The 26,181-nt window shown below is 39.9% G+C and carries 25 protein-coding genes and 1 riboswitch; of the genes, 18 read left to right on the plus strand and 7 right to left on the minus strand.

Annotated elements, in window-relative coordinates:
• Positions 1-25 precede the first annotated feature (25 nt).
• The 6 genes from AWW68_RS15100 (at position 26) to thiD (ending at position 5,257) form a co-directional block, all read left to right on the plus strand.
• A complete protein-coding gene (locus AWW68_RS15100) occupies positions 26-919 on the plus strand; it encodes a 3-hydroxybutyryl-CoA dehydrogenase (RefSeq protein ID WP_068222697.1) in 894 nt (297 codons plus the stop codon).
• 178 nt (positions 920-1,097) lie between these two features.
• Entirely contained in the window at positions 1,098-2,129 is a 1,032-nt protein-coding gene (locus tag AWW68_RS15105; RefSeq protein WP_068222700.1) for a serine hydrolase domain-containing protein, read from the plus strand.
• 126 nt (positions 2,130-2,255) lie between these two features.
• A riboswitch (TPP riboswitch) is annotated at positions 2,256-2,347 on the plus strand.
• 81 nt (positions 2,348-2,428) lie between these two features.
• Positions 2,429-3,190: a hydroxyethylthiazole kinase gene (gene thiM / locus AWW68_RS15110; RefSeq protein WP_068222703.1), complete on the plus strand. Its 762-nt coding sequence runs from the start codon at positions 2,429-2,431 to the stop codon at positions 3,188-3,190.
• A complete protein-coding gene (thiE, locus tag AWW68_RS15115) occupies positions 3,187-3,831 on the plus strand; it encodes a thiamine phosphate synthase (protein WP_068222706.1) in 645 nt (214 codons plus the stop codon). Before thiM ends, thiE begins: the two co-directional genes overlap by 4 nt.
• A complete protein-coding gene (locus AWW68_RS15120) occupies positions 3,807-4,457 on the plus strand; it encodes a TenA family protein (protein ID WP_068222709.1) in 651 nt (216 codons plus the stop codon). The genes thiE and AWW68_RS15120 overlap by 25 nt, the downstream gene beginning before the upstream one ends.
• Entirely contained in the window at positions 4,445-5,257 is an 813-nt protein-coding gene (gene thiD / locus AWW68_RS15125) for a bifunctional hydroxymethylpyrimidine kinase/phosphomethylpyrimidine kinase (RefSeq protein ID WP_068222711.1), read from the plus strand. Before AWW68_RS15120 ends, thiD begins: the two co-directional genes overlap by 13 nt.
• Positions 5,258-5,287: 30 nt before the next feature.
• On the opposite strand, the gene AWW68_RS15130 is transcribed toward thiD, so the two are convergent.
• Positions 5,288-5,929, minus strand: a complete 642-nt coding sequence (locus tag AWW68_RS15130) for a porin family protein (protein ID WP_068222714.1) — start codon at positions 5,927-5,929, stop codon at positions 5,288-5,290.
• Positions 5,930-5,989: 60 nt separating this feature from the next.
• On the opposite strand from AWW68_RS15130, the gene AWW68_RS15135 reads away from it, so the two are divergent.
• Together AWW68_RS15135 and AWW68_RS15140 are read left to right on the plus strand one after the other, a co-directional pair.
• Positions 5,990-6,247, plus strand: a complete 258-nt coding sequence (locus AWW68_RS15135; protein WP_068222717.1) for an acyl-CoA-binding protein — start codon at positions 5,990-5,992, stop codon at positions 6,245-6,247.
• Positions 6,248-6,356: 109 nt separating this feature from the next.
• Positions 6,357-6,824 carry a hypothetical protein gene (locus AWW68_RS15140; RefSeq protein WP_068222719.1) on the plus strand — a complete coding sequence of 156 codons (468 nt, stop codon included), beginning with the start codon at positions 6,357-6,359 and terminating at the stop codon, positions 6,822-6,824.
• Between the two features lie 168 nt (positions 6,825-6,992).
• Here AWW68_RS15140 and AWW68_RS15145 read toward each other — a convergent pair whose 3' ends face one another.
• Positions 6,993-8,465, minus strand: coding sequence for an ArnT family glycosyltransferase (locus tag AWW68_RS15145; protein ID WP_068222722.1), 1,473 nt, complete (start codon positions 8,463-8,465; stop codon positions 6,993-6,995).
• 53 nt (positions 8,466-8,518) lie between these two features.
• Between AWW68_RS15145 and AWW68_RS15150 the strand changes: the two genes are divergently transcribed.
• The 4 genes from AWW68_RS15150 (at position 8,519) to AWW68_RS15165 (ending at position 13,541) form a co-directional block, all read left to right on the plus strand.
• Positions 8,519-9,214 carry a 16S rRNA (uracil(1498)-N(3))-methyltransferase gene (locus AWW68_RS15150; RefSeq protein ID WP_068222725.1) on the plus strand — a complete coding sequence of 232 codons (696 nt, stop codon included), beginning with the start codon at positions 8,519-8,521 and terminating at the stop codon, positions 9,212-9,214.
• Positions 9,215-9,221: 7 nt separating this feature from the next.
• Entirely contained in the window at positions 9,222-10,460 is a 1,239-nt protein-coding gene (locus AWW68_RS15155) for a nucleoside recognition domain-containing protein (RefSeq protein WP_068222728.1), read from the plus strand.
• Positions 10,461-10,521: 61 nt separating this feature from the next.
• A complete protein-coding gene (locus tag AWW68_RS15160) occupies positions 10,522-11,082 on the plus strand; it encodes a DUF2911 domain-containing protein (protein ID WP_068222732.1) in 561 nt (186 codons plus the stop codon).
• A 140-nt stretch (positions 11,083-11,222) separates the two neighbouring features.
• On the plus strand, positions 11,223-13,541 hold the full coding sequence (locus AWW68_RS15165) for a S9 family peptidase (protein ID WP_068222734.1): 2,319 nt from the start codon (positions 11,223-11,225) through the stop codon (positions 13,539-13,541).
• A gap of 71 nt (positions 13,542-13,612) precedes the next feature.
• On the opposite strand, the gene AWW68_RS15170 is transcribed toward AWW68_RS15165, so the two are convergent.
• The gene (locus AWW68_RS15170; RefSeq protein WP_068222736.1) at positions 13,613-14,212 is read right to left on the minus strand and encodes a tetratricopeptide repeat protein; all 600 of its coding nucleotides are present in this window, start codon (positions 14,210-14,212) and stop codon (positions 13,613-13,615) included.
• A 267-nt stretch (positions 14,213-14,479) separates the two neighbouring features.
• Positions 14,480-15,292, minus strand: a complete 813-nt coding sequence (locus tag AWW68_RS15175) for a 2,3,4,5-tetrahydropyridine-2,6-dicarboxylate N-succinyltransferase (protein ID WP_068222739.1) — start codon at positions 15,290-15,292, stop codon at positions 14,480-14,482.
• A 35-nt stretch (positions 15,293-15,327) separates the two neighbouring features.
• Here AWW68_RS15175 and AWW68_RS15180 point away from each other — a divergent pair, with 35 nt between their 5' ends.
• Positions 15,328-16,443 carry a glycosyltransferase family protein gene (locus AWW68_RS15180; protein ID WP_068222742.1) on the plus strand — a complete coding sequence of 372 codons (1,116 nt, stop codon included), beginning with the start codon at positions 15,328-15,330 and terminating at the stop codon, positions 16,441-16,443.
• Between the two features lie 330 nt (positions 16,444-16,773).
• On the opposite strand, the gene AWW68_RS15185 is transcribed toward AWW68_RS15180, so the two are convergent.
• From AWW68_RS15185 to proC, 3 genes are read right to left on the minus strand one after another with little or no spacing between them, the layout of a single operon-like run.
• Entirely contained in the window at positions 16,774-17,973 is a 1,200-nt protein-coding gene (locus AWW68_RS15185) for a glutamate-5-semialdehyde dehydrogenase (protein WP_068222744.1), read from the minus strand.
• A gap of 10 nt (positions 17,974-17,983) precedes the next feature.
• A complete protein-coding gene (gene proB / locus AWW68_RS15190) occupies positions 17,984-18,763 on the minus strand; it encodes a glutamate 5-kinase (protein ID WP_068222745.1) in 780 nt (259 codons plus the stop codon).
• 3 nt (positions 18,764-18,766) lie between these two features.
• Positions 18,767-19,597: a pyrroline-5-carboxylate reductase gene (gene proC / locus AWW68_RS15195; RefSeq protein WP_068222746.1), complete on the minus strand. Its 831-nt coding sequence runs from the start codon at positions 19,595-19,597 to the stop codon at positions 18,767-18,769.
• 444 nt (positions 19,598-20,041) lie between these two features.
• Between proC and AWW68_RS15200 the strand changes: the two genes are divergently transcribed.
• The 5 genes from AWW68_RS15200 to AWW68_RS15220 all read left to right on the plus strand — a co-directional run bounded on the left by AWW68_RS15200 (position 20,042) and on the right by AWW68_RS15220 (position 26,179).
• Positions 20,042-20,782 carry a 3-keto-disaccharide hydrolase gene (locus tag AWW68_RS15200; RefSeq protein WP_157717672.1) on the plus strand — a complete coding sequence of 247 codons (741 nt, stop codon included), beginning with the start codon at positions 20,042-20,044 and terminating at the stop codon, positions 20,780-20,782.
• Between the two features lie 165 nt (positions 20,783-20,947).
• Positions 20,948-21,733, plus strand: coding sequence for a tRNA pseudouridine synthase A (locus AWW68_RS15205; RefSeq protein ID WP_068222749.1), 786 nt, complete (start codon positions 20,948-20,950; stop codon positions 21,731-21,733).
• A 102-nt stretch (positions 21,734-21,835) separates the two neighbouring features.
• A complete protein-coding gene (locus AWW68_RS15210; protein ID WP_068222751.1) occupies positions 21,836-22,174 on the plus strand; it encodes a PadR family transcriptional regulator in 339 nt (112 codons plus the stop codon).
• The gene (locus AWW68_RS15215; RefSeq protein ID WP_084375710.1) at positions 22,171-24,759 is read left to right on the plus strand and encodes an FtsX-like permease family protein; all 2,589 of its coding nucleotides are present in this window, start codon (positions 22,171-22,173) and stop codon (positions 24,757-24,759) included. The genes AWW68_RS15210 and AWW68_RS15215 overlap by 4 nt, the downstream gene beginning before the upstream one ends.
• Positions 24,760-25,177: 418 nt before the next feature.
• Positions 25,178-26,179, plus strand: a complete 1,002-nt coding sequence (locus tag AWW68_RS15220; protein WP_068222755.1) for a hypothetical protein — start codon at positions 25,178-25,180, stop codon at positions 26,177-26,179.
• The last annotated feature ends 2 nt before the right edge of the window (positions 26,180-26,181 follow it).

Genomic DNA, 26,181 nt, shown 5'->3' on the forward strand with positions numbered 1-26,181 from the left:
CGTAAACAAACCTAAAAGTTAGAAAATGGAGAATATTTCAGTAATCGGCTCAGGCACAATGGGTAACGGTATAGCCCACGTTTTTGCTCAAAGTGGATTTAAGGTGAATTTGGTAGATATTTCTCAAGATGCTTTAGACAAAGCGCTTAAAACTATTGAGAAAAACCTAGATAGAATGTTGGCGAAAGAAAAAATAGATGAAGCCACAAAAAATGCTACTCTAGGCAACATCACTACCCATACCGATCTTAAAGCGGGCGTAGAAAATGCCGACTTGGTGGTAGAAGCAGCTACTGAAAACGTAGATATTAAACTGAACATTTTCAGAGACTTAGATAAGTTCACTAAGCCAGAATGTATTCTTTCATCTAACACCTCTTCTATTCCTATTACTAAAATTGGCTCGGTAACTAACCGCGCTGATAAGGTGATTGGAATGCACTTTATGAACCCAGTACCAGTAATGAAGTTGGTAGAAGTAATTAGAGGTTACGCCACTTCTGACGAGGTGACTAACACCATTATGGAAGCTTCTAAAAAGTTAGGCAAAGTACCTGTTGAGGTGAATGACTATCCTGGCTTTATCTCTAACAGAATCTTAATGCCAATGATCAACGAGGCGATTATCTCTTTGTTCGAGGGTGTTGCTGGTGTAGAAGAAATTGACACAGTAATGAAATTAGGTATGGCCCACCCAATGGGACCATTGCAATTGGCCGACTTTATTGGATTAGATGTCTGTCTTTCAATTATGAACGTGTTGCACGAAGGTTTCGGTAATCCTAAATACGCTCCATGCCCACTATTAGTGAACATGGTAACTGCGGGTTATCTAGGTGTAAAATCAGGAGAAGGTTTCTATAGCTGGAATCACGGCACAAAAGACTTAGTAGTTTCTAAGCAATTTGCTAAGAAGTAAGCCAAGCTCTTCTTAAAGAATCATTTAAGAGGTTGTTTCAATCGTATTTGGAACAACCTCTTTTACTTTAAGTACTAGATGAGTGTTATGTCTAAAATTGAAACTGATAGTTTTTCTTTACTTTACCTTTAGATTCAACCATCTCACTTAATCCACTTACAATAAGAGTCACACAGCCATGACAAAGAAAAAATCGAAGCGCATCTTTCAATTCATCTTAATTACAGCCTCAATTGGTTCTCTTTATTTTGTGCCATGGCTATTGGTTAAAGCTTGGATTCTACCCTTACCCGATACCGTGCAAGAGCAACTAGACCAAGCAATAGACCATGGTTTTGATGGAATGATTGTCTTTGTGGATCATGGAAAAAAGCCAGATGAATATTTTGCATCGGGCTGGCACAACCGAGATACTAAAACCCCTGCCAAGCCTCAGGCGCTCTTTAAAATCGCCAGTATCAGTAAACTCTACGATGCTGTGGCAGTGACTAAGTTAGTTGGAGAAGGGAGACTTTCACTAGATAAAACCCTCACAGACTATCTACCTAAATTAAATGGTAGAATTGAGCATGCCAACCAGATTACCTTACGCATGCTCATTCAGCATAGAAGTGGAATACCCAATTTCACAGATACTCCCGATTTTTGGGCTTCTCCCACCAAGTCTTATGAAGAAAGTTTAGCCTTAATCATAGATCAGCCGGCTAATTTTGAACCAGGCAGTGATTATGAGTATTGCAACACCAACTATCTCCTACTCAACAAGATTATGGATGATGAACTGGGCTACAGTAATTTTCAATTCATTCAAGAGGAAATCTTAAATCCACTGGGCTTAGAAAACACCTTCTCTTCACTTGCAGCAGTAGATATAGACGATGTAATGAGTGGCTATCATGAAGGTTATCCTCATGACTTAAAGGAAAACGATCATGGAATGCATGCCACAGCCGAGGATGTAGGCCTTTTTGTCCGAGCCTTAAATGATGGCTCTCTGTTCGCTCCAGGCGAGCAAGAAATCTACGAGTCGGTTTATGAATATAAACATGGAGGCTGGGTTCCCGGATACCAAAGCTTTGTAGAATACTATGAAGAAATAGATGCAGTTGTAGTGGCATTTTACAGCACAACCGACCCAAAACTTTACAATTGGAACCTATCCGAGATCATCAATAATCGAATAGTTAAAATTCTTAAAAGGCAGCAATAAAAGGGTGTTATTACCTGAGAGTTATTGAGCCGAGGATCTTATAGAGTCGGTTGCTTCGAAATCTTCTTATATGCACTAAAAGCATAAAAATGGTGCAGCAAAAACCAACTGAATAAACTAACTTTATCGCATCGTTAGGGGTGCCTAAAACGGCTGAGATTATACCCTATGAACCTGAATTGTTTAATTACAGCGGAGGGAAACGAGGATTGTCAATAATTTGATAGAACAGATTATACAAGCCACTTTCATAGCTGTGAAAGTGGCTTTTTTATTTAATATACTTAATGAGCTTAACTATGTCTGAGAACAACGCATTCAACAAAGTATTAGAACAAATACGCACACAATCGCCATTGGTGCATAATATCACCAACTATGTAGTAATGAATAATACAGCCAACGCTCTGTTGGCTATTGGTGCTTCGCCAGTAATGGCTCATGCAGTAGAAGAAGTAGAAGACATTGTCACCATTTCTTCCTCCTTGGTCATTAACATGGGTACTTTAAGCAAAAAATGGGTGGAAGCCATGATCTTGTCGGCAGCCAAAGCAAAAGAACTTAACAAACCATTTGTGTTCGACCCTGTAGGTGTTGGAGCATCAAAATACAGATCAGAAACTGCTCAAAAAATTATAGAAACAGCTACTCCATCAGTTATTCGAGGAAATGCCTCTGAGATAATGGCCTTGGCTCAAGTAACCAATAGCACCAAAGGTGTAGATAGTACCGTAGCTTCTGATGCCGCTGTGAGTGCTGCGCAAAGCTTATCTAAACAGCTTAATAATACGGTAGTAATCAGTGGAGCTACAGATTACATCATCACTAATGATACTATAAGCAAGATTACCGATAGTGATTCAATGATGTCGAAAATCACAGGAATGGGCTGTACTGCAACTGCCATGGTTGGTGCATGTATAGGAGTTGAAGCAGACATCCACTTAGCCTCTACAGTGGCTATGCAGATTATGGGTAAGGCAGGAAATATGGCGGCTGATCTTTCTGCAGGACCAGGAAGTTTCCAGATGAATTTTCTCGATAGCCTTTATAAGCTATGAACAATATAGATTACTCGTTGATGTATGTGACGGATGATAGAATCACAGACGATTCTATCTTCTTCAACATACTGGAAAATAGCCTTAAGGGTGGAGTAAGCATTGTTCAATTGAGAGAAAAGCAATTAGACACAAAACCATTTTATGCTCGCGCGAAAAGGGCAAAAAGCCTCTGTGAGCAGTATGGAATTCCTCTAATTATCAACGACCGAATAGACATTGCTTTGGCTATCAATGCCCATGGTGTCCATTTAGGCCAAAAGGATATGCCAGTTTCAGTAGCTCGAGAACTCATTGGTAAGGAGAAAATCATTGGACTTTCAGTGAGCAATAACCAACAGGTCATAGAGGCCAAAAGCCTTGAGATAGACTACATCGGTATCTCCCCTATTTTCAGCACTAACACCAAAACAAAAGACCTAGATAAGCCATTAGGCATTGAGGGCTTAAAAGAGATAAGAGAAATCTGGGCCAAACCGATTGTGTGCATTGGTGGAGTTAATAAAGAAAACACTGCTGAGATCATTGAAAATGGAGCCGATGGAATTGCTGTAATTTCAGCCATCTCCAAGGCAAAAGATCCCGAAAAAGAATCGAAAGCATTAAAATCAATAATATGTCAAGCTGGTACAAATCAATAAGCACACAGACGGATTACATTCTCGAAAAAATAAAAGGTCACCCTTTTATCGAAGAACTCATGGGAGGCACACTCTCTAATGATGTCTTCTTGTTCTATATAGGCCAAGATGCATTGTACTTAGCTACTTATAAAAGAGTGTTGGCCGAAGTGGGCATCAAATGCGTAGATGACGACTGCCAATTCTTCTTAGATGCGGCTACGGGCATCATCCATGTTGAAGACGCTTTGCATCAGATTTTCCTAAAAGATCATTCAACCTCCAACGAAGCCTCTCCTACTTGCGAACTGTATATCAGCTACTTATCCAGAATGGCGCATACTCATTCCACTGAAGAAGCTCTGGCTGCAGTTCTTCCTTGCTTTACCATTTACAAACAAGTAGGCGACTATATTTTAGCCAATCAAACCAATAAAGACAATAATCCATATCAAGATTGGATAAACACTTATGGTGGTGAAGAGTTCGCTAAATCGGTAGCAAAGGCCACCGAAATTACCAATAGGTATGCCGAATCTGCCTCTCCAGAGAAATTGGAGAAAATGAATCAAGCATTTGAGAAAGCCTCTAAACTTGAGTGGATGTTCTGGGATAGCGCATATAATCAAGAACAATGGAAAATCTAATGACACCATATAAAAGCGTATTGACCATTGCTGGAAGCGATTCTGGCGGTGGTGCTGGCATTCAGGCCGATATTAAGAGCATTTCTGCTTGTGGAGCTTTTGCAGCTAGTGTAATTACGGCCACTACTGCTCAAAATACACAAGGCGTTTTAGACATTCATGCCATTCCAATGGCGCACCTAGAACTTCAGCTAGAAGCTGTTTTAAGTGATATTGAGTTCGGGGCCATTAAAATTGGCATGTTGCACTCATGCGAAGTAATTGAAGTGGTGAAATCAAAACTGGAGGAATACGATGTAAAAAACATTGTGCTAGACCCTGTAATGGTGGCTACTTCTGGCAACAAACTCATTGCCGATGATGCCATTGACTGCCTGAAGGAATTCTTGCCGAAGGCAGACCTGATAACACCAAATATTCATGAAGCTGAGCTACTTATTGGCCACTCCATTGGCTTGCATAATTTTGAAACTTCGGCCATTGAAATTGGAAAGCGTTTTAATACGTCTGTACTTTTGAAAGGCGGTCACCTAGAAAGTTCATTTAGTGAGCTGACGGATATTCTATATGAGCATGGAAGCGGTGAAATTCATAAGATTTTCAACCCGAAAATAGACACAAAAAACACACACGGAACTGGCTGTAGCCTATCTTCTAGCATTGCTACCTTCTTATGCCTTGGGCATTCACTGGAAATGGCAGTCAGAAAAGGATGTGCTTATGTAAATGAGGCCATAGCCTTAGGGAAAAATAAAACGTTGGGTAAAGGAAACGCCCCAATCAATCACTTTGGGCTTTAATTAACCAAATTGGTTAAATCATATTTGGGTCTAGTAATCATTGAGAATATTAACTCCCAAACCTATGACCCACTGCCGTTGCTTTGGCACAAAGTCTCTACCCAAAATTTGGCTTAAACTCTCCCCTGTTTTGCTAAGTCCAAATTCATAATTGATATCTAAAACAAAGCGGTCGAAGTCACCACCAATACCGAAGTGCCACATCATGTTGCTACGATTGTAGTCGTCAGATACCTTTTCAACCTCATTGAGGAAGGAACGCTGTCCAGACATCAGAAAGCTAAACGAGGGTCCCATTTGCAATCTTAGATTTCCAATTCTGTACCCTATGTCTACAGGAAGTTCTAGGGTATTGAATTCAAAATCGGCTCGAGGATTAAAGCCTTGAACATCATTATAATTCTTAAAAATGAGATCGGTCTTAACTTTTGAAAGCAAAACGGACGATTGAACGAAAACGCCTTGCACATTGATTCTAAAGAACGCACCAAACTGATACCCAACTTCTGAACCTCCTTCAGACAGGTCTATCTCATCATTCTGAAGCTTCATTTTAGCTGTCACCAATTTTACTACAGGCCCCGCCTGATAAAATCGGTCGTAATGAGATTGAGCTAAAGCACTCAAGCTCAACAGGCAAAGCAGTAAGGCTATGGTTAGGGGCTTCATCATTTTCAGTAGGGTTTTTGAAAATGTTTTTTAGTTTCGCACAAGATAATTTTAAAAAATCAGATGAGCTTACAAGACACCTTCGAAAATGCTGTGAAGTCAGCACATTCCTTAAACGATAGACCTTCTAATGACAACCTATTGAAAATGTATGGTCTATATAAGCAAGCTACTGAAGGCGACAACAACGAAGAGCCTCCTGGCGGATTCGACTTTAAAGCTGCTGCAAAACACAATGCTTGGAAAAAACTTGAGGGCACTAGCAAAGAAGATGCTATGACTCAATATATAGACCTTATAGAGCAACTAAAGTCCGCTTAACATAGACTATATATCAGAAAGTGAATTGCAATCGTTAACCTATTTTTAGAAACAACAATTGCGATTTTCTTTGCATATTGCAAATTGATAAAACTCAAAAACAACAATAATGGGATTATTTAGCTTCGGTAAGAAGAAAAAGAAAAAACCTGCCAGATCTTGCGATTTAGAAGGGTCTCTTCTAGAATTTGGTGAAGGTTATTTACTTACCTCATCACAAATCATCAAGTCTAAGCGCTTTTGGGACAATAAAATGGTTGAGCCAGAAACCTTAGCTTATTCAAAAGCACATTTCGAAAGAAATGATGAGATGGGTACTAAAATGCGTACCATGATCTTCCAAAAATACAGTTCTCAGGAAAAGCCTTGGTTAGTGGGTGATGGTCAGGTCAACCAGTTTGAAGTAGATAAAAACCAAGCCAGAGAATTCGCTCAAAAATGGTGGGAGTCTGAATTCACCTTTACTCCTCCAGAAGCAGGTTCAGCAGACAAAGTGATGACTGATGCTGAGTATCAAGAATGGAAAGACTATGCCATTATGAAGGCTGGTGAAGCACAGCTGAAGAAAATAGGCTAATATCTATCTAGAAAAAACATAGAGAGGCTATCTCAAAAATAACTATTATCGTCATTCCAAGCTTGACTGGGAATCTCTAACAACTCTTAGCAGCACTTTGAGGAGATTTCCTCCCCACATGTGGGGAAGCAGTCGGAAATGATAGTTAGCTTTTGAAATAGCCTCTTTTTATTTCACCAACCTGAAGAGCTGAACTTCTCCTCTAGAAATAGGCTCCAATTTCAACCCTAAATCTTCAACTTGACTCTTAAACCTTTCGAGGTTTTCAACGTCATTATATCGGTCGTTAAAGTAAGCAGGGTTTAGCAAGAGATAATCTCCATTCTCTGGCTGCGAACCGTTCATTTCTGAGAACCAAACGAAGTTTAAGTTTACTGACTTCAGTTCATAAAAATAAGGATATCCGTATGAGATAAGACCGTCTGTGAAAACCGTAGCTCCTACACTTTCTGGAGTTAACACATCATTAAAAATCACTTCCACCCCTTTAAAGTTTCTGTCATCCGCTGTGGCAATCTTGTAAATCGGAATAACCAATAACACTGCTAGTAAATACTTTGCACTGGAATACCTGATTGCAGATAGTAGATGTGTTTTAGTCCAGTACATCCCCCCTGCTACCAACATTACAGGAATCAGCAAAGTGATATGCCGAGTATCTACCGGCATTGGGCTGTAATACTTCCAATTGGTGCTCATAAACCACCAAGTGCCCAGAATGAACACTGTTGCAACTGGCCAAAGCTTGTCAGGATCTTCAACTTTCCAGTCAGACTTCTTGAGTGTGATTAATGCGGGGAGGGCGAAAAGTAATGGAATGAAAAAGCCGCCACGCATAAAGCCAAGCAATGGCAAATAAGTCAAACGCTTGAGTATGGTGAGAGCACTCTTATCGAAAAAGGTTTTAGAAGTAGCCTCGTGGTTATCGGAAATGTTGCTAAAACGGTAAAAGAAATCACCGTAAACTTCTTGGTACCAAAAGCCATTAGCCAACACAAAAAAGAGTAGCAACACCACACTGATCATCCAAAAGCTTCTGTTGGTTCTCTTCAACCAATAGTCATTGACAAATAGATAGACAAAGAGTGGTCCGAGAACTATAACCGTCATCTTGGTAAGGATACCCAAGAAAATGGAGGTGCTCAAAACCAAGGCCCAAAGTCTATGATCTCCCTCCTTTCTATTCACCCGATCATAAGCTACTAAAGCAGCCAAAGTATATAAGGTCATTGGCATTTCGGGGAAAAGATGTGTCACAAAGGTGATTACATGATAATCGCAGACAAAAAAGGTAGCAGCAAAAACGCCCAACCAGTGATGGTATAAATTTCCGAGCCAAAGCAACACATTCAGAGTAATAAGGCCACAAATCAATGGAAATACCGTAATACTGAACTGGTTAATACCTAGTTGTTCAATAATCCAAGCAACGGGATAAAGCAAAGCTACCCTACTGGTGAAATGATTATTGGTAATGGTAAAACTCCCTTCATTGATAGTGTTTGCTAAATTCAGATAACTGAAGTCATCCCAAAAAGCCAGACCGTCATTGGCCAAGTACCATGTAACTAGCAATACTAAATTAGCTGCCAGTCCGAACCAACGGTATTTTGAATCACTGAAGAATTTCTGGTGGGGCATTGCAGCGAATATAGTTGATTAGCGAAATACTCTTTCTATTTTCGCAATAAGCTATGCAGCTCTTTTATCAGCCCGAACTTATAAATGGTATCAATACCCTCGACTCAGAAGAGTCTAGACATGCCATCAAAGTATTGAGAAGAAAGGAAGGCGATGCTATCGACTTGGTTGATGGGCATGGGAAGTTCTATACTGCTGAGATCCGAAAAGCAGACTTTCGTAAGTGTGAATTTGAGATAGTCTCCACCAAAGAAGAACCCAAAAGGAATGGTTTCAGACATTTAGCAATAGCTCCAACCAAGAACCTAGATAGAACGGAATGGTTGGTTGAAAAGGCCGTTGAAATGGGAGTCGATAGAATCTCTTTTGTGCTCTGCCAAAACTCAGAAAGAACAGTTTTAAAGACTGAACGCTTGGTAAAAAAAGCAGTTAGTGCCATGAAACAATCCCTGAAAGCCACACTCCCTCAAATAGATGAGATGATGAAGTTGAAGCAGTTCATTTCGAGTTGCGAAACGGCAGAGAAGTTCATTGCTTATGTAGATTTTGACAATCCTGTTCATTTAAAAGATTGTCTCAAAACAGAACAGCACTCCATTATCCTCATTGGCCCAGAAGGGGATTTCGACCCATCTGAGCTAGATTTCGCCTTAGAAAGTGGTTTTCAAAAAGTGAGTTTGGGAGAAAGCAGGTTACGAACTGAAACCGCTGGATTAGCTGCAGTACATCTTTTAAACTTATTTAGTTAAATCCCTTATGGCGCTTAATTATATCTGGATCGCTTTCTTTGTTATTGCCTTTATTGTGGCTTTAGTGAAGCTGATATTCTTTGGCGATGTTGAAGTTTTTCCTGCCATACTCCAAAGCACTTTTGATACTGCCAAGCTTGGCTTTGAGATTTCCATAGGATTGACAGGAGCCCTAACGCTTTGGATGGGTATTATGAAGATTGGTGAAAAAGGTGGCGTGGTAGCCATCATGTCAAAAGCTATCAGCCCGTTATTCACGCGCATATTTCCGGAAGTTCCTAAAAACCACCCAGTGTTTGGACCAATGCTGATGAACTTCTCCATGAACTTTCTCGGCTTGGATAATGCCGCTACTCCTATGGGACTTAAAACCATGGAGGGCCTTCAAGAACTGAACCCAGATAAGAAAACTGCCACAAATGCGCAGATTATGTTTCTGGTTCTGAATACTAGTGGATTAACATTGATTCCTGTTTCCATTATGGCTTATCGGGCTTCTAACGGAGCAGCAAACCCAGCCGATATTTTCATTCCTATCCTACTTTCGACCTATTTTTCAACCTTAGCAGGTTTGATCACTGTCTCTATCATTCAGAAAATCAACTTGTTGAATAAAGTGGTGTTAGCCTATTTGGGCACATTAACCATAATCATTGTAGCTGCTTTAGTCTATTTCAGCTCAATTCCTCAGGAGCAAGTTACCGTAATCTCTAATGTATTGGCCTCGATCATTCTGTTAGGCATAGTAATGCTTTTCATTCTTATGGGAGTGAAAAACAAAGTCAATGTTTATGAAGCCTTAATTGAAGGAGGAAAAGATGGTTTCAATGTTGCGATAAAGATTATCCCCTATCTGGTAGCTATTCTGGTGGCGATTGGAGTTTTCAGAACTTCTGGTGCACTGGACTATATTAATGATGGTTTCAGGTGGTTTTTTGAAGCCATTGGAATGAATACCGACTTTGTAGAAGCTCTACCTGTGGCATGGATGAAACCATTGAGTGGTTCTGGAGCTAGAGCGGCCATGTTAGATGTATACGCCAACCCAGCTTTAGGAGTAGATTCTTTTGCAGGAAAAGTAGCCTCAGTGCTTCAAGGCTCTACAGAGACAACCTTCTATGTTTTGGCAGTCTACTTTGGGGCAGTGAAAATAAAGAATTCAAGATATGCCGCTGGCGCTGGTCTTGCAGCCGACTTTGCGGGTGTGGTTGCAGCAATTATTATCTCCTACATCTTTTTCTATTGAGTAAATTCAAACCATAACAACTGACCCATAGTTAGTCAATCGTTCAAACATTAATAAAACCATGAAAAAACTAATCCTACTCATTTGCTTTTTTAGCGCTTTTGGTCTTAGCGCACAAGAATTTCCAGGCCTAGACGCTAGCCCTATGGATGCCTCTTATTTCCCTGATGGGCAGCCATTAGACGAAGTATTCCAAAGAGATGTAAGAGATCTAAAAATCAAAATCTACTACAGCAGACCTCAATTAAAAGGTAGAAAAATGCTCGGTGGTGAAGCTGCTCCTTTCGGAGAAGTTTGGAGACTAGGTGCTAATGAAGCTCCAGAGATTACTTTCTACGAAGATGTAACTTTCGGTGATCAAAAAGTATCGGCTGGTACTTATGCTATTTTTGCTATTCCTGGCGAAAAAGAGTGGGAATTCATCCTTAGCTCAAAACTTAACACTTGGGGAAATTACACAACCAAAGAAGATCAGTTTGTAGCACGTACAAAAACATCGGTTGTGAAAAGCTCAGAAGAGCCAATTGAAGTATTCTCAATTATGTTTAAAGAAGTATCTGGCGGAGCACACATGGTTGTAGGCTGGCAGAACACAATTGTAGAGCTTCCTATCAAGCTATAAAAAAGACTTAATCAATTGAAGCCCTTTGCACCGCGAAGGGCTTTTCTTTTTCAACTCATTATAAATCATCTACCACTCAAATGATATGCTGTTTTAATAAATCAATAAAGCCTATATTATTGAGTCCAAACTAAACAACTATGAGAAAATTCTACTTGTTGATTCTGCTTCTAGCGACTTGTTCTCTGGGTTTCTCTCAAGAGCACAAGGCCGACTTTAAAGCGGCAGAAAAATTCAAATCGAGTAACATCCGCAAGATGTTGAAAAGCACCAGAGTGAGCCCAAGGTGGTTCGAAGACAGCGATAAATTCTGGTATACCTACACCACTACCAGTGGTAAGAACTTTTACATTGTAGATCCGGCAAAAAAGACTAGGACTTTGATGTTCGACAATAAGGATTTTGCTGCCCAATTGAGTGAGCTAACGAGAAAGCCGTGGAACTTCAACGATCTAGACTTAAAAGCTCTAGAGCTTGAAGAAGATAACAGAACCTTGACTTTCATGGTAGATAGTATTGACTATCACTTCGACTTAAATTCAAAAGTGATTACCAAAGGAGATTCTACTGAAAAGGCCGAAAAACGTAATAATTGGGCTACTTATTCGCCAGATTCTACCTACATCTCATTCGCTAAGAACCATAACCTATATTTGATGAAGGCTGATGATCCTGATTCTACAGAAATTCAGTTGACTGAAGATGGCGAGAGATGGTTCAGCTATGCTTGGAATCAGGGTGACACTACTTCTGATGAGCGATCTAGAGCAAGAGCCAGATGGTTCGAAGACGAAAGCAAAATGTTCGTTAACCGTTCTGATTCGAGAAAAGTAGGAGAACTTTTCGTGATCGATGAGTTGGCCAACCCTAGACCTGAGATTGAAATTTACAAATATGCAATGCCAGGTGAGCAAGAGGTTCCACAAGAGCAATTAGAGCTTTTTGATGTGGAAAGCAGAGAGCGAACCATTCTAGATATTGCAAAATATAAAGACCAAACCATCAGCCCTTACCTAGCTGGCGACAGCTCTGATAAAATGTTCTTTACCAGAATGAACAGAACGTCAGACTCTCTTGATGTTTGTAGAGTAAATACAGCTACGGGAGAAGTTAAAACGCTATTTACCGATGTAAATCACCCTTACTTCAACTGGAGCTACCAACAATTAGCTATTCTAAATGAAGGCGAAGAGCTGATCTGGTGGTCTGAAAGAACTGGCTGGGGACAACTTTATCTATATGATGGTAATACTGGTGCCTTAAAGAACAAAATCACTAACGGAGGCCACTTTGTTACCGGTCAAATTCAGCAAATCGATACGGTTGGACGTAAAGTTTACTTCGAAGCAAGAGGCCGTGAGGACAATGTAGATCCTTACTACGCATTAATGTATAAGGCTAACTTCGATGGTTCTGGCTTCAAAGCTTTGAGTACCGAACCAGCAAATCATTTCATGAGCATGTCTGAGTCTGCTAAATACTATGTAGATAACTTCTCTGCCCCAGATGTAGTGCCTCAATCTTATCTGAAAGACAATGAAGGCAACGTGATTATGAAATTAGAAGAGGCTGATATGACTTTATTGAACCAAGCTGGTTTCCAAATGCCAGAGCGCTTTAAAGTAAAAGCCGATGACGGCATTACAGACCTTTATGGCGTAATGTATAAGCCATTCGATTTTGATTCAACAAGAAAATATCCTGTTATCTCTTATGTATACCCAGGTCCGCAGGTTGAGTCTTTCGGTAATGACTTCTCTATTACTGGTGGTTACAACGTGGCTATGGCTCAGTTAGGCTTTATAGTTGTTTCTATGGGTCACAGAGGTGGTAGCCCAATGAGAGACAAGTATTACCACACGTTCGGTTATGAGAACTTGAGAGACTATGCACTGGCTGATGATAAGCGTTCATTGGAGCAATTGGCTGAAAGACATGGCTGGATTGACCTTGATAACGTAGGTATTTTCGGTCACTCTGGTGGTGGCTTTATGTCTACTGCTGCCCTACTTACCTACCCTAACTTCTACACTGCAGCTGCATCTTCAGCTGGTAACCACGATAACAACATCTACAACAAATGGTGGAGTGAAACCCACAATGGTGTGAAAATGGTGGAGAAGAAGAAAAAGGATAAAGACGGAAATGAGACCGTTGAAACCACTTGGAATGCCAAGATCAAGACTAATCCTGATTTAGCTAAAAACTTGAAAGGTCATTTATTGCTAACTCACGGTACTCGTGACAATAATGTGCACCCAGGCAACTCAATCCGCGTTGCTAGCGAATTGATGAAGGCAGGTAAAAGATTCGACTACATGCCAATTCCTGGCTCAAGACACGGCTATGGCAGATTAAGAGATTACTATGAGCAAATGATGTGGTATTTCTTTGCAGAGCACCTGCTAGGAGACTACCGCAGCAACGTTGATATGGACGTGCCTGATGGTAATGAATAATCAGTTAAAACTCACAAAAAAGGCCTTGAGGAAATCCTCAAGGCCTTTTTTATATCTTCTACTTAGCTAAACTACTTACAATACTTAGCTAGTGCATCATTCGCCTCAGAAGCACCTAAGGCTTTAGCTCTATTAAAGTCATTACAAGCACCTCTAGTTTGGTTGAGTGCTATCTTAAGAGCACCTCTGTATAGAAATGCTTCTGGGTTTTTATTATCGAAGTTAATTGCTTGATCGTAGTTTTCCTTAGCCTTAGGAAACTCCCCTTGCTGATGAAGTGACCTCCCCTTTAGCAGGTAAGCCGTTGAAACCCTACCATCAACTTCCAACACCTTATCGAAATAATAAATAGCTTTGGTAAAATCCTTTTGGTTGTACCAGTACTTACCCATGCTTAAATTCGCATTCAGATTGTCGGCATCAAGCTTAAGAACACTTTCAAAGTCTTCTTTTGCCTGACTTAGGTTTCCAACTTCCTCATGAGCCCTACCTCTATTATATAGCGATTTCAAGTCTTTTGGCTTGGTAGTTAGGTACTCATCATAAGCGGCTATCGCTTCTTTGTATTTACCCTGCTTGTATAAAGCATCGGCTTCTCGGGTTACGCTTTTATTACATGCCGATAGCGCAACAACCGTTAAAATCATTAAAATTAGGCCTATTTTCTTCATCGTTTTTGTTCCTACGAAAAATGAGCTGCAAAGGTAGGCTTTTAACATTCTTTAAAAAAGAAAAAGGGGCACTAGGCCCCTTTCCTCAGGTAGGGTGAAAGATCTACCCCTAAACGGGATTTTGCCCCGTCACCCAATGTCAAAAACTCAAACAACTATCCTTATATACCCAAACCAAAGACCAAAAAAATAAGTCACTGTATAACAGTGACTTACCAATATCTAAGGATTTAAAAAGCTCCCAAAGTGGGAAATAGTCAGTCAATCTTAGACTGCTACATCATTTTCACGAAGTGCATCGTTCAATGATGTCTTCTTATCTGTGCTTTCTTTTCTTTTTCCAATAATCAGAGCCGTTGGTACCTGAAATTCACCAGCAGGGAATTTCTTAGTATAAGACCCTGGAATAACTACAGATCTTTCTGGCACATAACCTTTGTATTCAACTGGTTCAGAACCAGTTACATCAATTATTTTTGTACTACCTGTTAAAGTTACATTGGCGCCCAAAACAGCTTCTTTACCAATTCTCACGCCTTCAACCACAATACATCTAGAGCCGATAAAAGCATTGTCTTCTACAATCACCGGAGCTGCCTGTAGAGGTTCAAGTACTCCGCCTATGCCAACGCCACCACTTAGGTGTACGTTTTTCCCTATCTGGGCACAGCTACCAACAGTAGCCCAAGTGTCTACCATGGTTCCCTCGTCTACATAAGCGCCAATATTTACATAAGAAGGCATCATAATTACACCTTTGCTAACGTAAGAACCATACCTTGCTATAGCATGAGGAACAACTCTTACTCCCTTTTGGGCATAGCCGGTCTTAAGCTTCATTTTATCATGAAACTCAAATGGACCAACCTCAATAGTTTGCATTTTTTGAATTGGGAAATAAAGAATCACGGCCTTTTTAATCCATTCGTTCACCACCCAACCTTCTGGAGTAGGTGTAGCCACCCTTCTATCTCCATGGTCTAAGTCTTCAATTATGGTTTTAATCGCTAGCACTACTTCCTTATCATTCAGTAGAGAACGATCGTCCCATGCTCTTTCAATAATGTCCTTTAGTTCCATTTATAACGTAGAAAATTTTATCTTTAATTCTATTGATGAAAAAGACCAAAGTAGTCGTAGCCTCGCTGCTTAAGCCAATTGATGACACTCGGATGTTTGAGAAATTCGGCCTTTCGATGGCTGAAACAAATAAATATGATATTAATATCATAGGCTTTGATTCAAAAAATGTCAGATCGGCAAAAGGTATTACCTTTCACCCGTCCTTACCCTTTGAAAGAATGTCTTTCCAACGGTTGATTCAACCCTGGAGGACCTTCAGAAAACTAATTAAAGTAAAACCTGAAGTAACTATAGTCAATACACATGAATTACTGATAGTTACCTCTCTATACAAAATATTATTTGGTGGCAAATTCATCTATGATATTAGAGAAAACTACGTTAAGAACATACGTGAAACCAACGTTTTCCCATGGCCACTTAGACTACCATTATCTTTATGGGTTAGGTTTAAAGAATGGCTTTCGAAACCTTTTATAGACCATTATTTTTTAGCCGAAAGAGTCTACCAAAAGCAACTCCCCTTTCTTTCGAAGAAAAGTGTAGTGATTGAAAATAAGTATGCACCGCAAGCCGAAGAATCTACCGCATACAGAAGCCCCGACCCCTCTTATATCGACCTCTTATATACGGGAACCATCTCCGAGTCTAATGGTGTATTTGATGCTATAGATATCACTAAATCGCTTCACCTATGCAATTCGAAAATAAGGCTGAGGATTGTTGGATATTGCGCTCTTAAGCGAGACTTGATACGGTTGAAAAAAGAAATAGAGCCATACGATTTTATTGAATTGAATGGTGGAGATCACTTGGTTCCTCACTCTGAAATAGTAGAAGCCATACAAAAGGCAGACTTTGGCTTTGTTCTCAAGAAGCCTAACAATGGTATGAATGATGATAAAATTCTCACCAGACTGTTTGAGTATACTGCTAATCAGTTGCCAATACTCCTGTTGAACAATCCTACTTGGGTTGAATTTTGTGAGCAATTCAACGCAGCAATTGAGGTAAACCCTCAAGATTTTAATGCCCAAGAGCTATTAAATAAGATGAAGAACACCAGCTTTTACACACAAGGCGACACTTCAACTAGCCTCTGGAATAGTGAGAAAGAGAAACTACTAGCCGTTTTAGAAAGTATTTAAATAAACCACTATGGGCTCAAAGCACCATAGTTTTAGAAGCAACTGAAAGTCGCTTTGAAAGGCTGACTTAGAAAATGTACGTTCAGAAAGCTTTCAGGATTAGATTTACGATTTACGTCAATCAAACCCCGAGCATTATGGGGGCGTACATCGTAAATTTCAAGATGATTTTCAGAAGCTAAAGCGAAATGCACTAAAGTGCATAGTTTTAACTCCTATTGTGACTAATAAAAAAGGATAGCTAAGGGACTCTGTCATATGCTCAAATCGAGTAACGACTTCTATCACCTCACTATCCTTTAAATAAACCCTGACGGGTTTTATCTATACCTAGACTCTTACGTGACCTTGTCCGTAGACATAGTATTTATTCGTAACTAATTGTTCAAGCCCTAGAGGACCTCTATGGTGCAATTTATCTGTACTAATTGCCAGCTCTGCACCTACTCCCATGGCTCCACCGTCAGTGAAGCGAGTTGATGCATTATGATACACCGCTCCGCTATCTACCTGCTCCATAAAGGTCTCTGCTTTGCTTAAATCGGTTGTCATAATGGCTGAAGAGTGACCACCAGAGTATTTATTAATCTTCTCGATGGCCTCCACTTCGTCACCCACAAGCGCTACGCATGCTTTGAGTGCCAAAAACTCTTCATACCATGTATCTTCATTCTCAATCTCAGCCTCATCGCTGAGTATCTCCTTCACCTGCTTATCTACCAAAAGCTCAACCTCAAACTCATGTAAGGCTTTTTGTAGGTGAAGCAATTTCTTATCTAGATCTGGAAGTCTCTTATCCAGTAAAATCTTATCCAATGCATTACAGGCCGATATTTTATTGGTTTTAGCATTGAGTATAACCTTTATTGCCTGTTCCCAATTTGCAGAGTGGTCAACATAAATAAAGTTATTCCCTCTACCCGAAACCAAGACTGGGCAAGACGCATTTTCCTTCACAAACTGGATTAGTCTTTCTCCACCTCTAGGCACTATTAAATCAATCTGTTCTGTCGGATTCTTTAGGAATTCTTGGGTTTCAGCTCTTTGAAGTTTCAGAAGCTTCACATAATCGGTAGTAATATCGTTCTCTTTTAAAGCTTGGTGCCAAACGTCTACCAATACCTCATTTGAGTTTATGGCTTCTTTACCACCCTTAAGCAAGATTTTGTTATTGGCCTTAAACGCTAAGACAGCAGCTTCTACAGTTACATCTGGCCTAGACTCATAAATGATCATGATGGTACCAAAAGGAGCTGTTTTATTGACTATTTTCAATCCATCGTCTTTGTTGATTTCTGAAATTACCTTACCGACTGGATCATCTTGATTTCTGACCTCTTTTACAGCCTGAATCATGCCATCTACCTTTTTATCATTCACCACAAGGCGGTCATACATGGCTCTATCTTCCTTGTTAAAATCATCAAGGTCTTTCTGGTTTGCCTCAATGATTTCCGATCTCCTAGCATCTAGGAGCTCTATTACTTTATCTAAAACTTTATTCTTTATATCTGTACTTAATAAATTCATTATTAATGTTTTATGATGTAAACTTGGTACCAACGGTTTTACCTTCAACTATGTCAAGGATTACTCTTTCGCGCTTTCCGTTGGCAATAAATGTGGTAATATCTTTTGCTGCAGTACCTTGGGCAATCCTCAACTTAGATCGCATTCCTCCGCGACCTTCTCCTTCTCCTTTGCCACTTTTTTGTATGTAATGATCTAGGTTATCTTCCACATCTACTTCTCTAATTATGTGGGTATGATCATCATCTGGATGTCCATTATACACACCATCTGTATCGGTTAACATAATGAGCATATCTGCATTAATTAGTTCGGCAATTAGACTAGCCAGCTCGTCATTATCGGTAAACATGGTATGCGAAACCGATGTGGCGTCATCTTCATTGGCGATTGGAATAACTCCTTCAGACAATAGACCTTCATAACAGTTGATCATATTCTCTCTCCAAATCCCAGGATTGAAGTCGCGCTTGGTAGCGAGTACCTGCGCACACTTCATCCCATAATCATGAAATAATTCGTAGTAAGTCCTCATCATTCGAGGCTGACCTACCGATGAGAAAACCTGTCTTCTGGTAGCCTTGTCTTCTATACTACAGCTACCAAGCACTTCTTTACCAGCTATTGCCGATCCTGAAGAAATAAGCACTGCCATAATATCTTGCTCATAGAGCTCGGCAATTTGCTTTACAATCTCATGGATGATAGGTCTAACAATTCTATTATCCTTATTGGTAAGCACATTAGTACCTACCTTAATTACGACTCTTTTCTTTTCTGTTCTTTCCAAAACTTATTTTTCAACTGCTTCTTGTTCTTCCACTTTACCTAGTTCTACTGCCCTATTAAAGGCTGCATAAGCTGCATCGTGAATCAAGTCTTTTACATTATTATCGTCCAAAGAATCTAGTGCTGCCTGAGTAGTTCCGCCTTTAGAGGCCACTCTCTTCATCCACCCATTAGGCGATAACTTATTTTTATTGAAGAGTTCAATGGCTCCTTCGAAAGTCGAACTAACCAATACCTTAGAGTCATTATCTGAAAAGCCCATACTTTTAGCGGCTTCCATCATAGACTCCATAAAATAAAATACGTAGGCAGGCCCACTGCCTGAAATACCCGTTGAGGCATCGATAAACATTTGAGAATCAACCCGTACCGATTTCCCTGTAGAATTCAATAAATCTTCTACCATCCATAATTCAATTCTAGAAATCTCTGGTGCTGCCAGGTAAGAAGTCATACCCTTACCTACCTGCGCAGGCAAATTAGGCATTGCCCTAACTACCTTCTTAATTCCTAGACCTTGCTGAATGGTTTCGATGGTAACACCCGCCATAATGGAGATCACTAATTTCTGATCATCCATCATTTCTATCATTTCTGACATTAAACCATCATTGTGATAAGGCTTAACTGCCAAGAAAATGATGTCTACAAATGGCAAAGATTCTTCTAAGGTGTCGGCCACTTCAAAGCCATCATCTGCTTTTTTCAGTGCATCTCTTAAGTCGGCAGACTTATCGTACACCAATAAGTCTTCTCTTTCTAAATAGCCCGACTTAGCTATTGATTTAGCATACGTGAGACCCATATTACCGGCCCCGATAACTAATACTTTCATGATTATTTATGATTAAAATGATTGGATTGCATGACAATAGTTTCCAACCCGAGATGTATATAAATCACGGGGAAGCGAAACTCATATCTAAAGCACCTTAGCTTTTAAAGGAACATTTGGCCAGAAACAGGCCCGTAGGATGAGACAAGATACTATCTTTTGGATGCGTATTCTTTTCTGCGTAGCTCATAACACTAATAAAACACTATGACGGCAGATAGGTTCATATTATTTTCAAAAATCCTGAAAACGATTGAAATTGAACCACTTACCCGTTGAAACTCATAATTTATAGCTCAGTACACCTAGAATTTACCTACAAATCAATGGCTTTACCTAATTCGCTGGCTTAACCTGTATTGATTTAAACTGAAATAGCGAACCTTGCTCAGTGATGTTCATACTTACAGCTTCATTCATTATCTTGGAGCAAAACCTATAACTATGAAATTGAAAGCATTTTATTTTTTATTGAGCGCGCTGGTATTGGTTAGTTGTGGTGGTGAAAAGAAAGATTCGGCCACAGAAACCAATGAAACTACGGAAGAAACACCTGAATGGGTAAGCTTATTCGATGGTGAAACTTTTAATGGCTGGAAAACCTATGGTCAAGACACTATGTCTGATTCTTGGTCAATTGTAGATGGAGCTATTGCCTGTAACGCAGGAATTGGCGAAGAAAACGTTGGCTTCGATATTGGCTCTCTTGTTACTACTTCAACCTATGGTAACTTCGAATTTGAATTGGAATACAAAATTGCGAAAGGTGGCAACAGTGGAATTTTCTACCACGTGGTAGAATCTGAAGAATATGGAACTGACTATACAACAGGTCCTGAATATCAGGTGCTAGACGATGAATTCTCTAGATCTGAAGCCGAGCCATACAAGATGGTAGCCTCTAACTATGCTATGCATGCCCCATCTGAATCAAAAAAGCCAAATCCTCATATGGAATGGAATCAGGTGAAAATCATCTATAACAATGGCCATGTTGAGCACTGGTTAAATGGTGAAAAGGTGTTAGAGTTTGAAGAAGGTTCTGCCGATTGGTTAGCTAAGAAAGCAGCTGGCAAATGGGCTAATTCGGATACTTACGCTAAGTATAAGGAAGGAGCCTTTAGTTTTCAGAACCATGGAGATGAAGTTCATTTTAGAAATATTCGAGTTAAAGAGCTGAAATAATTGAAGCTAGGCTGTTTCAAAAGCTAACTGTCATTCGCGACTTCGTTCCGATATATAGGGAGTGAATCTTGCCCTACTGGCTTTATAGGCCGAACGAGATTCCTAGCGAAGCTGGATAAATGACGAAAGTAGTAGCATTTGAGACAGCCTCTTGTTTTTCCATCTATGAAGGCCAATTTTTACTACATAGTACACATACAATACCTCGGCTATCGGTTTCATGGCTGGGCCAAGCAGCCTAACGTAAAAACCGTACATTATATGATAGACCGAACCCTCACTTTTGTGATGGGACAGCAATGGTTTAAAACCTTAGGAGCAAGCAGAACCGATGCGATGGTTTCTGCTAACCATGCGGCCTTCGAGCTCTTTTTAAAAGAACCAATTGAAGACATATCTGAGTTTACAGCTTTATTCAACAAGAATCTCCCTCCTGATATTAAAGTTCTTAAAATAGAAGAGACAGATAGGCACTTTAATATTATAAACACCCCTAAACAGAAAGAATACATCTATCTATTTTCATTCGGGCAAAAAGCCCACCCATTCTCCTCTCCTTTCATCAGCACTTTTTTAGATAAGCTAGACTTAGAGCTTATGAAGCAAGGTGCAAAAGTTTTTGAGGGTAATCATGACTTTAGAGCTTACACTAAAAAACCTGCTCAAGAGAAAGTTACTACCAGATTGATTGAAAGGTCTGAGATTGTTCGGAATGAATATCATCAAGCGAGCTTCTTTCCTAGTCCATCTTATGCCTATGTGGTGCAGGGCAAAGGCTTTATGCGCAACCAAATCCGTATGATGATGGGACAACTAATCAGACTAGGAAGAAACGAAATCGATTTAGACTATTTAGAATCGAGCTTAAAAACTGGCTTTCCAGATCACCTAAGTTTAGTGGCTCCCGCCTCTGGTTTAGTCCTTAATCGGGTGGAGTTTCAAGAAGGCTAGGCTTCAAAATTACCTTCTCATGACCACTCAGAGAGCCTGGAGAATAACTTATTACAAGACACAACTTGCTTTACACTTATATTATTTACATTATTGTATAATATGAAACGAGTTGGAATTGGTGAATTCGAAGAGCTAGTACTCTTAACCATATGTGTTCTGGAGAACGATGCATATGCCTTAGACATTAAAGACGAGGTTGAAAACAGAACAAACAGACGAATGAATATTAGCGCCATTCATACCACACTGTATAGAATGGAAGATAAAGGCCTTTTACAATCGAAACTAGGAGAAGCAAGTCAAGTGAGAGGCGGTAAGAGAAAACGTTTATTCTCAGTTACGTCATTCGGTTTAAAATCACTGGCGGAAGTACACGAAACCCGATCTCGTCTCTGGAGTGACATTCCGGCCAATATTCTTAAATCACTGCACACATGAAACAACCAACTCCCCCTCGTCTATTCCAGAAGCTTCTCTCTAAGATGTTCTCCAATTCCACTATGGAAGAACTGGAAGGCGACCTATTGGACGACTTTCAGCGAAACCATGTGAAATACGGTTCCCTTCGAGCAAAAATCTACTTTATGCTCGATGTAGTAAGACTGACAAGATTAGTCCCCAGAAGCAGAAGAACCACACAAAACTCAAAAACCATGAATAACCTATTCCTATTCAACCTCAAGTACAGCCTTCGGTCAATTAAGAAGCATAGAGTCTATCAATCTCTCAACATTGCCTCTCTAACTCTTGGGTTCACTTGCTTCAGCTTGATCTATTTGTTTGTATATGACCAACATCAAAAAGACTCATTTCTATCAAATCCCGAAAGTATTGTTGGCTTGAATGTGATTCATGAGGGCAAGGAAGGCATAGGAATTCATACAGGGATTCCGCACTTGTTAAAGAAAGACATCCCGGAAATAGAAAAAGTATCTCGGATGAATTCCATGATAATGGAGGTAAGCACCACCGGAAGCCAAGAAAGTTTTACTGAGAGCGTACTATCCGTAGAGCCAGACTTCATGGACATATTCCAGATAGAAACTGTTTTAGGAGAAAGGTTTCCGAAGGAAGCCGGCACGGTTTTGATCTCTGAAGAAATGGCAATTAAACTTTTCACTTCCGCGGAAGAGGCAATGGGCAAGGAGATAACACTCACATTTAATAATAAACCAAGCAAAAAACATATTGCAGGAATTACCCGAAATCTTCCGGTCAACTCAAGTTATTCAGCGCAAATCATTGGCCAACCAGGTAATTATCAAAAGCATTCCGATTTGAATGGGATGGTTACGGTATCACTAGCTGCTTTTTTTAAGCTAATGGAAGGTACAGACAGAACGGAGTTGGCTAACAGGATACCTGAGACTTTAAAGGCCTATACAGAAAGAACAAGTATTCTGAATACAGAATACAAATTCAGAACCTTGGAAGAAATAAGGAAAAACCCTCAAATCGCGCACAACTTTATACAGTCAGTAGATGCTCAAACGCTCCTTATTTTCAAAATTGTTGGGTTTGTAATTCTGCTGTTGGCCATTGGCAATTATGTAAATCTTAGCACCGCACTTACTCTAAAAAGAACCCAGGAGGTGGGTATTAAACATGCGATGGGTGCTTCCAGAAAAAACTTAATGAGTCAGTTATTAACCGAATCATTTATTGTTGGGGGCATTTCGGTACTGTTCTCCCTGTTATTAGTACTTGCTCTTCTACCCACCATAGAAACCTATATAGGGCTAGAAATTGGAATGGAGCTCCAATCAAGGTATTGGCTCATCATAATCAGCATACTAAGTCTAATGGCATTGGTTATCCTCACTTCCCTTTACCCTGCCATATTGTTCTCAACCACTAAAATGAGCACTTTTCTCAAAGGAAAGGCTTCTAATTCACCTAAAAGCCAGTGGGTAAGAAGTAGCCTAATGGTGCTTCAATTCGCTATTTCTACTTTCTTGATTGTGGGGAGTTTCACATTCTTAAAACAACTGAGATTCATTAACAGAAGCCACAATTTGAACAAACTGGAAAATGTAATTATAGTTAAGGGGGATATTGGAAACCAGAAAAGTATAATTGCCCAGAAGTTAAATTCCCTTCCAGAAATAGACCTAATTAGTTTCTCCTCATTTATACCTGGACCAGCAGACAATGGCGTGCGCGGATTGGGCACTAGTGACTTTAAAAGCTCATTCGACCTGTACATTATAGATACCCAATTTTTGGAGATAATGGGACTAAGGATCACCGAAGGTCAGGACTTCTTTAGGGACGACAGAAATAAAACGCACCATGTGCTGGTCAATCAAGCCATGATTGAAAATATAAAAGAAGGTCACCCGTTAGGTCAGGAATATAAGTTGTATGGTGAGGTGCCAAGTCAGGTGATAGGTATTGTTGAGGATTTTCCAGTTGGCTCAATAAAATCAGAGATTGAACCTGCCATGTATATGCAGGCAGAAGTAAATGAACAGCTACCCAATACCATTAAAAAGCTAGCTATCCGACTGAACACAAACAATCCATCGGAGGCAATTAAGAAAATAGAATCTGCCTGGTTAGAAGTATTTCCAGACCAACCATTCGAAGCCGAATTTATTGACGACAGAATTGCTAAAGTTTATACAGATGAACTTAAAATGGGGCAACTATTCGGCATTTTCACGGGAGTAGCCATTCTCATTTCCTGTCTTGGTTTGGTTGGCCTTCTCACTTACCTAATTCAGACTAAAATGAAGGAAATAGGAATTAGAAAGGTATTAGGGGCTAGTTTTTCGACTTTGGCCAGACTACTAACTCTAAATATTTGGAAGGTATTGGCATTGGCTAGCATTATCTCCTTTCCTCTCTCCTATTACTTCTTAGAAGACTGGCTAACTTCCTTTGTTTATAGAACCGAAATATCTGCTGAACTCTTTGTGATGACTCTAGCCTTCTTCGTGTTAATTGTGGGAATTACGGTCTTCTGGCAGATTAGAAATGCGGTCAGAGTCAATCCAACCGAGGTATTGAGAAATGAATAAAGCGCCTCAAGAGCGCTTTATCCTCTCTTCTTGAACAGAACAAAAAGAATCAAAACAGTCTAACCCAATTATTTCACTTCTTTATCACGTGTACCCAGCCATCGATAAAGTCTCCGCTAGACCTTAGCTCAAGCATGGTTGAAATAGCCTCTGCTCTATCCTCAAATTAAAGGACATACACATAGTCGTATCCGCGCAACTCATAGCTGTAAATACCTGCTTTAGGATACGATTCCTTCAGTTTTTCTATCTAGGAATAGTATAACTAAGCAGGAAAAGTGATAGTAATTATAAACTCAATAGGTAAGTTCACTCCGTTAATTAGCCTGTTAACGTACATTAAAAAGTGGTTGGCGCACATTAACACTTCGAGCTTTTAGTTTCTGGATAAGTTCACTTCACACACCATATACCAGAAATGTCTGACGAGAACCACACACAGTCTATTGAAGCTTCCAAACTACTACAAAAAGTCTGCGGAGAAACCATTACTCTTCCTGAAGGGTTTCCGGCTGTCACGCTCTTAACGCTTGACGCCCATGTTGACCTTGAGAAAAAGGAGTTTTCATTTTCAGCCACTGGTGATTTCTCTTGGTCTCCATTGGGAGAAGCCTATGTTATTAACGCAACGGCTAGCTTTCAGATCTCACGAAATAATGGGGTCAATCAAATCCTAATTCATGTGAATTCAAAAGAAGATGAGACAATCAATTTTGTGGGAGTAGTCAAAATGCACTCTTTGGGCTTTCGCTACACACATTCCAATGGTGATTGGCAGATGTACGGAAAGCTAATGACTCAAATAGAAGGTCGGGACTTTGCCACCAAGGCAGAGCTCAAACAAGCCGAAAAAACTAGAAAGATTAAAATAACCTCTCTGGTTGACTCAGATAAAGAAGAAGTCTTAAAAATTCAGAACTTCCAATTAAACAAAATCAAGGTCGATATGACACTTGATATTTCGAAATCATTGATTGAAGGTGGATTCAACGCCAGCACTACTATAGCTGGAGTTAAAGGAGAGATTGTGAGTCAGTTCGATACTGGTCAAAGACTATGGAACACTACTATTTCCTTAACCGAAGACCAAGAAATACTCCTGAGTCAATTGCTTACTGAAATCGATAAGGGTTTGACTATACCTGTGCATGGCCTAGACTTTCGCTTAACTAAGGTTAAAATAAAAGTGAGTAACCAAAGTCTTGATATCGATAGCCTTTTAACTACCAATTATACGCTTCCAGGCTTCAATACAAAGGTAAAACTCGACATGCAAGGTGCAATCACCTATTTATTATCGCTAAAACAACTTCAAGGCAACATAAGCGGTATTGCTCACTTTGATGACATGACTTTGGGTGCAATGCTCGACTTAACAAAGAAAGAGCTTTCCATGAACCTTCCGCAAAAAGCCAAATAGTC

This window comes from Roseivirga spongicola (assembly GCF_001592965.1).
GTDB classification, from domain to species: Bacteria; Bacteroidota; Bacteroidia; order Cytophagales; family Cyclobacteriaceae; genus Roseivirga; species Roseivirga spongicola.